Origin of the sequence: Gottfriedia solisilvae, from assembly GCF_002128405.1 — a bacterium.
Lineage (GTDB): Bacteria > Bacillota > Bacilli > Bacillales > Bacillaceae_G > Gottfriedia > Gottfriedia solisilvae.
Window position 1 is genome coordinate 1 of sequence record NZ_NETJ01000009.1, and the last position, 14,278, is coordinate 14,278.

Annotated in this window: 13 protein-coding genes, 1 rRNA gene and 1 other annotated feature; all 14 genes read left to right on the plus strand. The window is 34.6% G+C overall.

Going from position 1 to position 14,278, the window contains the following annotated elements; translation table 11 throughout:
• A 5S ribosomal RNA gene (gene rrf, locus CAB05_RS20195) occupies window positions 1–100 on the plus strand; the annotation flags it as partial.
• Window positions 101–405: 305 nt separating this feature from the next.
• Window positions 406–867: a CtsR family transcriptional regulator gene (locus tag CAB05_RS20200; RefSeq protein WP_088003714.1), complete on the plus strand. Its 462-nt coding sequence runs from the start codon at window positions 406–408 to the stop codon at window positions 865–867.
• 20 nt (window positions 868–887) lie between these two features.
• Window positions 888–1,436 (plus strand): protein-arginine kinase activator protein McsA, encoded by a 549-nt coding sequence (gene mcsA / locus CAB05_RS20205; RefSeq protein ID WP_088003717.1) that lies wholly within the window; start codon window positions 888–890, stop codon window positions 1,434–1,436.
• Window positions 1,437–1,441: 5 nt separating this feature from the next.
• Window positions 1,442–2,506, plus strand: coding sequence for a protein-arginine kinase McsB (mcsB, locus tag CAB05_RS20210; RefSeq protein WP_088003719.1), 1,065 nt, complete (start codon window positions 1,442–1,444; stop codon window positions 2,504–2,506).
• A gap of 20 nt (window positions 2,507–2,526) precedes the next feature.
• Window positions 2,527–4,968, plus strand: coding sequence for an ATP-dependent protease ATP-binding subunit ClpC (gene clpC, locus CAB05_RS20215; RefSeq protein ID WP_088003722.1), 2,442 nt, complete (start codon window positions 2,527–2,529; stop codon window positions 4,966–4,968).
• A gap of 175 nt (window positions 4,969–5,143) precedes the next feature.
• Complete coding sequence (radA, locus tag CAB05_RS20220; RefSeq protein WP_088003725.1) at window positions 5,144–6,517, plus strand: DNA repair protein RadA; 1,374 nt, start codon at window positions 5,144–5,146, stop codon at window positions 6,515–6,517.
• A 10-nt stretch (window positions 6,518–6,527) separates the two neighbouring features.
• Window positions 6,528–7,601: a DNA integrity scanning diadenylate cyclase DisA gene (gene disA / locus CAB05_RS20225; protein ID WP_088003728.1), complete on the plus strand. Its 1,074-nt coding sequence runs from the start codon at window positions 6,528–6,530 to the stop codon at window positions 7,599–7,601.
• 80 nt (window positions 7,602–7,681) lie between these two features.
• The gene (locus tag CAB05_RS20230) at window positions 7,682–8,749 is read left to right on the plus strand and encodes a PIN/TRAM domain-containing protein (RefSeq protein ID WP_088003731.1); all 1,068 of its coding nucleotides are present in this window, start codon (window positions 7,682–7,684) and stop codon (window positions 8,747–8,749) included.
• 25 nt (window positions 8,750–8,774) lie between these two features.
• Window positions 8,775–9,461 carry a 2-C-methyl-D-erythritol 4-phosphate cytidylyltransferase gene (gene ispD, locus CAB05_RS20235; RefSeq protein ID WP_088003734.1) on the plus strand — a complete coding sequence of 229 codons (687 nt, stop codon included), beginning with the start codon at window positions 8,775–8,777 and terminating at the stop codon, window positions 9,459–9,461.
• An 11-nt stretch (window positions 9,462–9,472) separates the two neighbouring features.
• Window positions 9,473–9,952 carry a 2-C-methyl-D-erythritol 2,4-cyclodiphosphate synthase gene (gene ispF, locus CAB05_RS20240; protein WP_088003737.1) on the plus strand — a complete coding sequence of 160 codons (480 nt, stop codon included), beginning with the start codon at window positions 9,473–9,475 and terminating at the stop codon, window positions 9,950–9,952.
• Window positions 9,953–9,994: 42 nt separating this feature from the next.
• On the plus strand, window positions 9,995–11,455 hold the full coding sequence (gene gltX, locus CAB05_RS20245) for a glutamate--tRNA ligase (protein WP_088003740.1): 1,461 nt from the start codon (window positions 9,995–9,997) through the stop codon (window positions 11,453–11,455).
• 42 nt (window positions 11,456–11,497) lie between these two features.
• Window positions 11,498–11,722: a binding site (T-box leader), on the plus strand.
• A 91-nt stretch (window positions 11,723–11,813) separates the two neighbouring features.
• Entirely contained in the window at window positions 11,814–12,452 is a 639-nt protein-coding gene (gene cysE, locus CAB05_RS20250) for a serine O-acetyltransferase (RefSeq protein ID WP_088003743.1), read from the plus strand.
• Window positions 12,453–12,456: 4 nt separating this feature from the next.
• On the plus strand, window positions 12,457–13,857 hold the full coding sequence (cysS, locus tag CAB05_RS20255; protein WP_088003746.1) for a cysteine--tRNA ligase: 1,401 nt from the start codon (window positions 12,457–12,459) through the stop codon (window positions 13,855–13,857).
• Window positions 13,858–13,861: 4 nt separating this feature from the next.
• Window positions 13,862–14,278: a Mini-ribonuclease 3 gene (locus CAB05_RS20260; RefSeq protein WP_088003749.1), complete on the plus strand. Its 417-nt coding sequence runs from the start codon at window positions 13,862–13,864 to the stop codon at window positions 14,276–14,278.

Genomic DNA, 14,278 nt, shown 5'->3' on the forward strand with positions numbered 1-14,278 from the left:
AAGAGGTCACACCCGTTCCCATACCGAACACGGCAGTTAAGCTCTTCAGCGTCGATGGTAGTTGGGGGTTTCCCCCTGTGAGAGTAGAACGTCGCCTGGTAAATGAAAAACATCAGCTAATAAGCTGATGTTTTTTTGTGTTTGTAAAGATAGAGGATTGTTTTTAAAATGATCAGCAGGAATTTGAAAGAATTAGGAGTAATAAATAAAGTACTTCATTATTCAATGTAACTTATTAAAAATAACTACATAATAAACATTCATTTACATATATTTATATAATACAAATCAGATTAAGTCGTTCATACTTTGGCAAAAATAATAAAAGAGTTATTAGTTGAAATTTTTCTTGAAAGGAATATAATAATAGTCAAAGATAGTCAAAGTCAGTAAGGGTGGTTTGTAATGAAAAATATATCAGATATTATTGAACAATATCTAATGCAGTACTTTGATGTATCAGACAAAGATTATGTTGAAATAAAAAGAAGTGAAATTGCTAATAAATTCGATTGTGTACCATCACAAATTAATTATGTTATTAATACAAGGTTTACGTTAGAAAGAGGATATGTAGTTGAAAGTAAACGTGGTGGTGGAGGTTACATCCGAATTATCAAAGTGCAATTTCATGATAAGGCCAGCGTAATTGATCAGATAATGAATAGTTTTAACGCTAGTATCGCTCAATCCAGCTCAGAAGATTATATACATTTACTCCTTGAGAGAAATGTAATCACAGAAAGAGAAGCAAAAATGATGCTAAGTGTATTAGATCGCTCAGTTTTAATGGTCAATTTACCTTATCGTGATGAATTAAGGGCAAGGTTATTAAAGGCAATGTTAAGGAGTTTAAAATATAAATAGAATATGGAGGTTGCCCCCCAATGATATGTCAAGAATGTCAAGAACGTCCGGCAACATTACACTATTCTAAGATTATAAATGGTGAAAAGACAGATATTCACTTATGCGAGAAGTGTGCAAATGATTCAAACAACAAATATATTTTTTCCGAAATAGGTGGATATTCTGTAAATGATTTGTTAGCCGGATTATTTAAAGGTAATAATGGTATTTATGAAATGAAAAAAAATACAATTCATAAAGATCAACAAATTGAGTGTCCTAGATGTAAGATGACATTTCAAAAGTTTACTAAAATCGGACGCTTAGGTTGTTCAACTTGTTATGAGACATTTAAAGAGCAAATGAAACCAATTGTAAAAAGGATTCATAGCGGAAATGTTTCTCATACAGGAAAATTGCCTCAGAAAATTAGTGGAGCAATTTCATTAAAAAGAAAGTTGAATGATCTCAAAACGCAAATGAAGACTTTTATTGAAAAAGAAGAATTCGAGCAAGCAATCAAATTACGGGATGAAATTCGAACAATCGAAAAAGATTTACAAATCCTTCAAAAGGAGGGGGAGTAAGTTTTATGTCAATTCATCGCATTATAAATGAAGCAATTAGTCCTTGGATGAAGCAAGAAGGTCCCGATGATGACATTGTACTAAGTAGTCGTATAAGGCTTGCTAGAAATTTTAGCTCATATTTATATCCGACTTTATTAAGCCAAGACAAGGCAAAAGAAATTTGTCACTTAGTAAAACATTATTTTGAAGGAAGTACAGCTTTACCAAATGCACCTTTTGAATATATTGAAATTAATAAGTTAGAACCTGTAGAAAAACGTGTACTCATTGAAAAACATTTGATTAGTCCAAATTTAGTTGAATCTGTACATGGTGCATGTATTCTTTCTCAAAATGAACAAATTAGCATAATGATTAATGAGGAAGATCATTTACGTATTCAAGCCTTATACCCAGGTTTACAACTTAGAGAAGCATTAACAGAGGCGAATAATATAGATAATTATATTGAAAGTCAACTAGAGTACGCTTTTGATGAAACGATTGGTTATCTAACAAGCTGTCCAACTAATGTAGGTACTGGTTTAAGAGCATCTGTAATGATGCATTTACCGGCACTTGTCATAACAAAGCAATTTAATCGTTTGATCCCAACAATTAATCAACTTGGATTAGTTGTAAGAGGAATTTATGGTGAAGGTAGCGAAGCTTTAGGTAATATCTTTCAGATTTCTAATCAAATCACATTGGGGAAATCGGAAGAAGAGATTATTGAAGATTTGATTACAATCGTTCAACAGTTGATCAAACATGAAAAGTCAGCTAGAGACGCTCTTGTAAAAACTTCACTAATCAGACTGGAGGACCGAATCTATCGTTCTCTAGGGATACTAAAATATGGTCGAATTATTGAAACAAAAGAAAGTGCAGTTTGTTTATCAGATGTACAATTAGGTATCGATTTAGGTTTAATAACCGGTCTATCTAAAAACTTTTTAAATGAATTAATGATCCTAACCCAACCAGGTATACTACAACAATTTGTTGGTAATCAACTTACACCTGAAGAAAGGGATATAAGAAGAGCATCATTAATTCGAGAAAAACTATCTAGTAAAAATAACTAATTATATGGGAGGAACCAATTATGATGTTTGGTCGATTTACAGAACGTGCTCAAAAAGTATTAGCTCTTTCTCAAGAAGAGGCAATCCGAATTGGACACTCAAATATAGGAACAGAACATATATTATTAGGGCTTGTACGTGAAGGAGAAGGAATTGCAGCAAAAGCATTACTTGCTCTTGGATTAAGTCCTGAAAAAGTACAACAAGAAGTAGAAACTTTAATAGGTCGAGGTCAAGGTGTAGCACAAACAGTACATTATACACCTAGAGCTAAAAAAGTAATTGAGTTATCTATGGATGAGGCTCGAAAACTAGGTCACTCTTATGTAGGGACAGAACATATCTTACTTGGCTTAATTCGTGAAGGAGAAGGTGTTGCTGCAAGAGTATTAAATAATCTTGGTGTTAGCTTAAATAAAGCTCGTCAACAAGTGCTTCAATTATTAGGTAGCAATGAAAGCTCATCTAATCATCAAAACGGATCAGCTAACCAAGCAAATACACCTACGTTAGATAGCTTAGCTCGTGATTTAACTGTATCTGCTCGAGAAGGTCGTTTAGATCCTGTTATTGGCCGTAGCAAAGAAATTCAACGTGTTATTGAAGTATTAAGCCGTCGTACGAAAAATAACCCTGTTCTAATTGGTGAACCAGGTGTTGGTAAAACAGCAATTGCTGAAGGATTAGCGCAACAAATTGTAAATAATGAAGTGCCAGAAATTCTTCGTGATAAACGAGTAATGACTCTTGATATGGGGACTGTTGTAGCTGGAACTAAATATCGCGGTGAATTTGAGGATCGCTTGAAAAAGGTAATGGATGAAATCCGTCAGGCAGGAAATATTATCTTATTCATCGATGAGCTTCATACATTAATCGGTGCTGGTGGCGCTGAAGGTGCAATTGATGCATCTAATATCTTAAAACCATCACTTGCACGTGGTGAATTACAATGTATCGGTGCTACGACAATTGATGAATACCGTAAATATATTGAAAAGGATGCAGCTTTAGAGCGTCGTTTCCAACCAATTACTGTGGATCAACCAAGTGTTGATGAGTCAATTCAAATTCTACAAGGGTTACGCGACCGTTATGAAGCGCATCATAGAGTATCAATTTCTGATGAAGCGATTATTGAAGCAGTAAAATTATCTGACCGTTATATTACAGATCGTTTCTTACCAGATAAAGCGATTGATGTAATTGATGAGGCTGGCTCAAAGGTTCGTTTACGTAGCTTTACAACGCCACCAAACTTAAAAGAATTAGAATTGAAATTAGATGAAGTACGTAAAGAAAAAGATGCGGCTGTTCAAAGCCAAGAGTTTGAAAAAGCAGCATCATTAAGAGATTCAGAGCAAAGATTACGTGAACAATTAGAAGATACAAAACGTCAGTGGAAAGAAAAGCAAGGTAAAGAGAATTCTGAGGTGACTGTAGAAGATATTGCTAATGTTGTATCTTCATGGACGAATATCCCAGTTACTAAGCTTGCACAAACTGAAGCCGATAAGTTGTTAAACATGGAAAGTGTTTTACACAAACGTGTAATCGGTCAAGAAGAAGCTGTTGTTGCTGTATCTAAAGCAGTAAGACGTGCAAGAGCTGGCTTAAAGGATCCTAAACGTCCAATCGGTTCATTTATCTTCTTAGGGCCAACTGGTGTCGGTAAAACAGAATTAGCGCGAGCTCTAGCAGAAACAATATTTGGTGACGAGGATGCAATGATTCGTATTGATATGTCTGAGTACATGGAGAAACATGCAACTTCAAGACTAGTTGGTGCACCTCCAGGATATGTAGGATATGATGAAGGTGGTCAATTAACTGAAAAAGTTAGACGTAAGCCATATTCAGTTATTCTATTAGATGAAATTGAAAAGGCTCATCCAGACGTATTTAATATCTTACTTCAAGTATTAGAAGATGGTAGATTAACTGATTCTAAAGGTCGAACTGTTGACTTTAGAAATACACTAGTGATCATGACTTCTAACGTTGGAGCAAGTGCATTAAAAACAAATAAATACGTTGGATTTAATATTAATGATGGAGCGAAAGACTATCAAGATATGAAAGGGAAAGTAATGGAGGAATTAAAGAAAGCATTCCGACCAGAATTCCTTAACCGTATTGATGAAACAATTGTGTTCCATTCATTAGAGAAAAAACACATTAAAGAGATTGTTCATTTAATGGTAAATAGTTTAACAAAACGATTAAAAGAGCAAGAAATCGAATTAGAACTATCTGATGCAGCGATTGATAAAATTGCAGATGAAGGATTCGATCCTGAATATGGTGCTCGTCCATTAAGAAGAGCAATCCAAAAGCAAATTGAAGATAGATTATCAGAAGAACTATTAAAAGGTGCTGTTGAGAAAGGACAAAAAGTTGTACTTGATGTTCAAGAAAATGAATATGTCATTAAATCAGCTGCCGAAATTGTAAATCAATAATTAATAATTGTTTCTTATCCTTTTAAAATAGGATTATAGAATACGGAAACAATCAATTAACTAATTTTTGAAAAAGGGCGTGAAGCCCTTTTTCTTATATCATAAAAAAGGTAGGATAGACTTAGAATAAATATATTAAATTAAGTAATCATGTTGCATGAGAGGTACAATACATATGGCTAAAAAGAAAACTAAATTTGTCTGTCAATCTTGTGGTTATGAATCTGTTAAATGGGTAGGAAAGTGTCCAGCTTGTAATGAATGGAATACAATGGTTGAGTTCATGGAACAAGCACCAAGTTCTAGAAGATTAACATTTAATACAAGCTCTTCTACTGAAGGTTCTAAGCCAATCTCCATTATGGAAGTTGAAATTGGGTCTGAAACGCGTATTGAAACGACTTTTCAAGAGTTTAATCGTGTATTAGGTGGAGGAATTGTTTTAGGTTCTTTAGTATTAATTGGTGGAGACCCTGGTATCGGGAAGTCGACGATGCTTTTGCAGGTTTCTTCACAATTAGCAAAAAAGGATCATAAAGTGTTATACGTTTCTGGAGAGGAATCACAGAAACAAATAAAACTTAGAGCAGAACGTCTAGGAATTGTTACAAAAAACTTATTTGTGTTATCAGAGACTGATCTTTCTTACATTGCTAGATTTATGGATGAAATGGCACCAGATTTTGTTGTAATAGACTCGATTCAAACAATTTATTTGAATGAAGTAACCTCAGCTCCTGGCAGTGTTTCACAAGTAAGGGAATGTACATCTGAATTAATGAAAATTGCTAAAACAAAAGGTATACCTATATTCATAGTAGGTCATGTTACGAAGGAAGGGGCAATTGCAGGTCCTCGTTTATTAGAACATATGGTAGATGCAGTTTTATATTTTGAAGGTGAAAGACATCATACATATCGCATTTTAAGAGCGGTAAAAAATCGCTTTGGTTCAACAAATGAAACTGGCATTTTTGAAATGAAGGAATTAGGTTTGGTCGAGGTGTTAAATCCTTCTGAAATTTTCTTGGAAGAGCGTCCTTTTGGCGTAGCTGGTTCTACAGTCGTTTCTTCAATGGAAGGGACAAGACCTGTTTTAGTGGAGTTACAAGCGCTTGTATCACCTACTAGTTTTGGAAATGCAAGAAGAATGGCAACGGGAGTCGATCACAACCGTGTATCTTTAATTATGGCTGTTCTTGAAAAAAGAGTCGGTCTATTATTACAAAATCAAGATGCATATTTGAAGGTTGCAGGAGGCTTAAAGTTAGATGAACCTGCTGTAGATTTAGCTGTTGCGGTCAGTATTGCTTCAAGTTTTCAAGACAAGCCTACGAAACCAACAGACGTCGTAATTGGTGAAATTGGCCTAACCGGTGAAGTACGAAGAGTATCTAGGATCGAGCAAAGGGTACAGGAAGCTGCCAAACTTGGTTTTAAACGAGCAATTATTCCTGCAAAAAATATTGGAGGATGGAGTTTTCCTGAAGGAATGGAAATAATAGGGATAAACTCTGTTCAAGAGGCTTTAAAACATTTGTTAAGTTAGGAGGGTATAGATGGAAGATCAAAAGCAAAAAACCAAAACGATGCTACCGGTACTAGAGATGATTTCACCTGGTACGCCATTACGTGATGGGATTGACAATGTTTTGCGAGCACAGACAGGTGGTTTAATTGTACTGGGCTTCAATGATGAAACAAAACAAATGGTAGATGGCGGCTTTCATATTAATGATCCATTTTCTCCAGCAAGCTTGTATGAGTTAGCGAAAATGGATGGTGCAATTATTTTAAATGAAAATGGCTCTAAAATTCTTTTGGCAAATGCGCAATTAATCCCTGATCAGTCTATTTTTACAAAAGAAACTGGTATGCGTCATCGTACTGCTGAACGTGTATCAAGACAAACTGGAAATTTAGTGATTGCAATCTCACAAAGAAGAAATGTCATTACTTTGTACAAAGGGAACCTACGTTATACTTTAAAAGATATAGGGGTCATTTTAACAAAAGCAAACCAAGCGATTCAAACGCTTGAGAAATATAAAAGTGTATGGAATCAAGGGATTACTTCTCTTAGTATTTTAGAATTTGAGGAATTAGTCACTTTATTTGAAGTTGTCAATGTATTACATAGTGTTGAAATGGTATTACGTATTAAAAATGAAATTAATAATTATGTTATAGAACTCGGTGATGAAGGTAGATTGATTGAATTACAATTAATTGAAATCATTTCGGACCTTGAGGAGGAGGCATTATTATTAATTAAAGATTATCATTATAATAAAGAGCAAAATCCTAAATATATTTTGCAAAAACTACAAGAGTTAGCAAATGAAGAGTTATTAGAGGACCACGTCATTATTAAACTGCTTGGCTTCCCTAATAATACGAATTTAGAAGAAATGGTTGAGCCGAGGGGTTATAGGATGTTAATGAAAATTTCTAGATTACCACCTTTGGTCATCGAGAATTTAACAGAGCGGTTCAGACATTTAAAAGGGATATTTAGAGCTTCACTTGATGAGCTTGATGATGTCGATGGAATAGGTGAAATCCGTGCTAAAAAAATCAAAGAAGGATTAAAACGAATCCAAGAGCAATTGTATATCAATAGACATAATTGAGTTGTTTCGTCTAAGATAGAGTTAATTACAATATAAATAACCATAGTTGTAATTATATATTATTGATAGGAGGTGGCGAAGTGATAAAAAGGATAGTACAAGTAATTTATATCTTTGTGGGAAGTACATTATGTTTAGTATTGTTTCCACTCTTAGATAAGTTGTTAAAAACAGAGATGCCTTCAATATTACTTAATTCATACGTACAAGCATTAAGTGGGGCAGTAATCTTTTTCATTTTATCGCTTTGGTTAGTAGATCCAACAGTAATGTTTATTAGGTATATAGAGGAGAAATTGTTAAAGGCTCCTATTTCAATGATTTTGTTTGGTAGTTTAGGACTTGTTTTTGGACTTATTCTGGCATTTCTTATTTCATTGCCAATTGACTCGATTAGATTACAATATGTGTCATCAATTATTCAGATTGTCGTTACGATTTTGTTAGGTTATTTAGGATTCCAAGTTGGGATTAAGAAAAGAGAAGAATTACTTGGGTTATTTACTTTATCAAAAGCTTCTAAGAGAAAAGCAACAGATGAGCAGGATACAGTAGAAACGCCGGTTAAAATTTTAGATACGAGTGTCATTATTGATGGACGTATCGCTGACATTTGTCAAACCGGGTTTATAGAAGGAACGATTGTTATTCCGCAATTTGTATTAGCTGAGCTACAGTACATAGCAGATTCTTCTGATACGTTAAAACGAAACAGAGGTAGAAGAGGTTTAGATATTCTAAATCGAATTCAAAAAGAGCTTGCTATGAACGTAGAAATTTATGAAGGTGACTTTGAAGATGTTCCAGAAGTTGATGCGAAGTTAGTTAAACTTGCAAAGCTAAAGAACGGTATTCTAGTGACGAATGATTTTAATTTAAACAAAGTAAGTGAACTACAACAAATTAAGGTATGGAATATAAATGATTTAGCAAATGCTATCAAACCTGTTGTATTACCAGGCGAAGTGATAACGGCATTTGTGGTAAAAGAAGGTAAAGAGAAACTGCAAGGTGTTGCTTACCTGGATGATGGAACGATGATTGTTGTAGAAGATGGAAAAGAATCAATCGGAAAACGCATAGATACAATCGTTACTAGTGTTCTGCAAACATCTGCAGGCCGTATGATATTCGCAAAAGTAAAGTAAGGTAAAGTAAAGGGGTAACAGAGGCATGCAATATAAAGTTATTATCCCAGCAGCGGGTTCAGGCTCTCGAATGGGCGCAGGCTTCAATAAATTATTTCTTAAGATAAAGAATTCACCTATTATCGAATTAACAATTAAAATATTTGGTGAAGATCAGAGATGTAATGAGATTATATTACCAATCAAAGAAGCTGAGAAACATCTATTTGAAACATTGAACCTACCTAATTCCATTAAACAAAAAATCACATATGTACAAGGTGGGTCTGAAAGACAGGAAAGTGTATATAATGGTTTACTGTCGATTAAAGATGCAGCGGACTATGTTCTTGTACACGATGGTGCAAGACCTTTTGTATCAAAAGATGTCATTGAACGAATTTTAGAAAGGCTGAATGACCATCAAGCAGTTATTTGTGCAGTTCCTATGAAAGACACTATTAAAAAAGTAATTGATGATCAAGTAGTTGAAACAATTGATCGATCTACACTTTGGGGAGTACAAACTCCCCAAGCTTTTACTTATGAATGCTTGGTGCAAGCTCATCAAAAAGCGATTCAAAATGGTTTTTTAGGGACTGATGATGCAAGCTTAGTTGAATGGAATGGACAAGTTGTTTCAGTGGTAAATGGTGATTATAATAATATAAAAGTTACAACAAAAGAGGATTTGTTTTTTGCTGAAACAATCTATGAACAATATCGAGATTAGAAGGTGTTTACATGTTTAGAATCGGACAAGGGTTTGATGTTCATGCTTTTGCAGAAAATCGCCCATTAATTATTGGTGGCATTGAAATTCCGTATGAGCTTGGCTTACTTGGACATTCAGATGCTGATGTGCTTCTTCATACAATTTCAGACGCTTTATTAGGCGCGATAGGAGAAGGCGATATTGGGAAACATTTCCCAGACACGGACCCAGCTTTTAAAGATGCTGATTCGGCAAAGCTCTTAATTCATGTTTATCAACTTGTAAAAGATAAAGGTTATGAATTAGTCAATGCTGATTGTACAATTATTGCACAAGCACCAAAAATGGCGCCATACATACAATCAATGAGAAGCAGAATTGCAGAATTACTAGAAACGTCTTCTGATCGTATTAATGTAAAAGCAACGACAACTGAAAAGTTAGGTTTTACTGGAAGAAAAGAAGGAATTGCCTCACAAGCGGTTGTATTGTTACAGAAGAAGGCTTAAACTAATAAAGTATAATTATAAATCAGTGGAGAGTGTCTACAAATGTCAAATAGAGTAAGAGTTCGTTATGCACCTAGTCCAACAGGTCATTTACATATTGGTAACGCGCGTACTGCATTATATGTTTATTTATTTGCGAAACATTTTAACGGCGATATGGTATTACGTATTGAGGATACAGATATCGAGCGTAACGTTGAAGGTGGCGAAGAAAGCCAAGCTAAATATTTACACTGGTTAGGAATCGACTGGAATGAAGGCCCAGATAAGGGTGGAGAATATGGTCCATACCGTCAGTTAGAACGTTTAGATTTATATAAACAATACGCTAACGAGTTAATTGAAAAAGGTCACGCTTATAAGTGTTATTGTACAGAAGAAGAACTTGCAGCTGAACGTGAAGCTCAAATTGCTTCTGGACTTCCAACTACTCGTTATAGCGGTAAATGCCGTCATTTAACAGCGGAAGAAAGAACAGCAAAAGAAACAGAAGGTGCAGAATATACAATTCGTTTTGCAGTACCAACATCTGATACTTACGAATGGGAAGATATTGTACGTGGAAATATCAAATTCGAATCAAAAGATATCGGTGACTGGGTTCTTGTGAAAAAGAATGGAATTGCTACGTATAACTATGCAGTAGTAGTAGATGATGCGTTAATGAAAATTAGCCATGTATTACGTGGAGAAGAGCATATTTCGAATACACCAAAACAGTTAATGGTCTACCGTGCATTAAATTGGGATGCACCTGAATTTGGACACATGGCTGTAATTGTGAATGAAAACCGTAAAAAGCTTTCAAAACGTGATGAATCTGTATTACAATTTATTGAGCAATATCAAAACCTTGGTTATTTACCAGAAGCTTTATTTAACTTCATTGCACTTCTTGGATGGTCACCAGTTGGTGAGGAAGAAATTTTCAGTAAAGAAGAATTTATTAAAATTTTCGACCCTAGCCGTTTAAGCTCAGCACCAGCAATGTTTGATAAGCAAAAGTTAACTTGGATTAACAACCGCTATATTAAAGAGCAACCATTAGAGAAAGTTGTAGAAATTTCATTACCACATTTAATCGAAGCTGGTTATGTAAAAGAAGAGCGTACTGCAGATGAAAATCTTTGGGTAACGAATCTTGTTGCACTTTACCAAGATCAAATGAGCTTTGGTGCTGAAATTGTAGAACTATCTAGCTTATTCTTCAAAGATGAATTAACATTTGGTGAAGAAGAGCAAGCAGTTATTTCTGAAGACCAAGTAAAAGAAGTTCTAGCTGCTTTAGTTGAAGAATTAAATTCTTCTGCTGAGTTCACTGTAGATTCGATTAAAATTTCTATGAAAAATGTACAAAAAGCTACAGGACATAAAGGTAAAAAATTATTTATGCCAATTCGTGTTGCAACAACTGGACAATGTCACGGACCTGAATTGCCAGCTGCAATGACTTTATTAGGAAAAGAAAAAGTTATTGCTCGTTTACAACAAATTATTGGTTAACAATTTTGCATTCGTGTAATATATATAAATAACATTCATATAGGAAAAATGTTGATAGGGAAGAGTAAATGATTGTTCGTTATCCAGAGAGAATCACAGGTGGTGGGAGTGATTTTAACGATATACATGGAAGTGCGCCCTTGAGTCTTTAGCCGAACGATTATTTTAGTAGGTTAAAGCGGTGGAAACCGTTATATTACATGAGTTGAGATGATTTTTAATAATTATCTAAACAGAGTGGAACCGCGCAAAACAAGCGTCTCTGTGTTTAATTACACAGGGACGCTTTTTTATTTTTAGTACCATATTGAGATAGAGAGAACGGAATTCTTAATAAATTCTTTAAGGGGAAATGAAAATGCTAAGGTACATGAAGGAAGATGTGGCGACGATATTTGAACGTGACCCAGCTGCAACAGGGTATTTAGAAGTCATTCTAACTTATGCTGGATTACATGCATTATGGCTTTATCGATTTGCGCATTATTTCTATCGTAGAAAATGGTACTTTATTGCAAGAAGTATTTCACAATTTGCTCGCTTTCTAACAGGCATTGAAATTCATCCAGGTGCAAAAATCGGTAGACGATTCTTTATCGATCATGGGGCAGGAGTAGTTATTGGAGAAACTTGTGAAATTGGCGATGATGTCACTATTTATCAAGGAGTAACATTAGGTGGAACAGGGAAAGAAAAAGGTAAAAGACACCCGACTCTATTAAACGGAGTACTAGTAGCGACAGGGGCAAAAGTATTAGGCTCGATTACAGTCGGAGAAAATGCAAAGATAGGTGCAAATTCAGTCGTATTAAAAGATGTTCCAAATAATACGACAGTAGTTGGTATACCTGGAAAGATAGTTGTTCAAGATGGAATTAGAGTGAACGATCAGTTTGATCATTGTAATTTACCAGATCCTGATGCAGATAGATTGCTTCAATTAGAAGCTGAGATTCAAGAATTGAAAAGTTTACTGAGCATAACTGAAAGGAAGTAAAAACATGGCGATTCAAATTTATAATACATTAACGAGGAAAAAAGAAGATTTTAAACCTTTAGAAGAAGGTAAAGTAAAAATGTATGTGTGTGGGCCAACGGTATACAATTATATTCATATCGGTAATGCAAGGCCAGCAATTGTATTTGACACAGTACGACGTTATTTCGAATACCGTGGATATGACGTGAATTTTGTTTCAAACTTTACTGATGTAGATGATAAATTAATTAAAGCAGCTAACGAACTGGGTTCAGATGTGCCAACAATCGCTGACAAATTCATAAGTGCATATTTTGAAGACGTTCAAGCTCTTGGCTGCAAAACAGCTACAAATCATCCACGTGTAATGGAAAATATGGATATTATTATTGAGTTTGTTGAGGAATTAATCAAAAAAGGGTATGCATATGAGTCAGAAGGCGATGTGTATTTCAAAACAAAAGAATTTAATGGATACGGAAAACTTTCTCATCAATCTATTGAAGACCTACGTATCGGTGAAAGAATTGAGATTGGTGAAAAGAAAGAAGATCCCCTTGATTTTGCTCTTTGGAAAGCGGCGAAACCAGGAGAGATTTTCTGGGAAAGTCCTTGGGGTAATGGTCGACCAGGCTGGCATATCGAGTGCTCTGCAATGGCAAAAAAATATTTAGGGGAAACAATTGATATTCACGCAGGTGGTCAAGATTTATCGTTCCCACATCATGAAAACGAAATAGCTCAATCTGAAGCGTTAAGCGGAAAAACTTTTTCAAATTACTGGATGCATAATGGCTATATTAATATTGATAATGAAAAAATGTCAAAATCACTTGGTAACTTTGTTCTAGTACATGACATCATCAAATTAATTGATCCGATGCTTTTAAGATTCTTTATGTTATCTGTACATTACCGTCATCCAATCAACTATAGTGAAGAACTTCTACAAGAAGCTAAAAATGGATTCGAACGTATTAAAACAGCATATCAAAATATGAAGCACAGACTTGAAAGTAGCACAAATTTAACTGAAGAAGACGAGAAATGGTTAAAAGAAATTGAAGGCGAGAAACAAGTCTTTATTAAAGTTATGGACGATGACTTTAATACTGCGAATGCAATTTCAGTGTTATATCAATTAGCTAAATCAGCAAATCAATATTTATTGGAATCACATACTTCAACGAATGTAATAAATCAATTCCTTCAGACTTTTGATGAATTATCTAGCGTTCTTGGTATCAATCTAGTAAAAGAAGAAGCAATGTTAGATGAAGAAATCGAGGCGTTAATTCAAAAACGTACAGAAGCAAGAAAAAATCGTGATTTTGCTTTAGCTGATCAAATTCGTGATCAATTAAAAGATTTAAATATTATCATTGAAGACACTCCGCAAGGTATTCGCTGGAAAAGAGGATAACTTGATGATTGAAAGTAGTCAAAATATAGATGTAAAACAGCTGAATAGTTTAGCTCTTGCATATATAGGTGATGCTGTATACGAAATTTATGTACGACATCACCTCCTTGCAAAAGGAACCGTACGACCGCATCAACTCCATAAAGCAGCAACTAGTTTTGTTTCTGCAAAAGGACAAGCTAAAGTAATCAGAGAAATGCTATCTTCTGACTTTCTGTCTGAAGAAGAAATAGCTGTTGTAAAAAGAGGGAGAAACGCCAAGTCGGGTACAGTCCCTAAAAATACAGATGTTCAAACATATAGATATGCTACGGCAATTGAAGCCTTGATTGGATATCATTATTTACTAAAAAATGAAGATAGACTCAATAGTATTGTGCAATTTGCAATTCAATTTATTGAGAATGAAAAAGGAGTATAA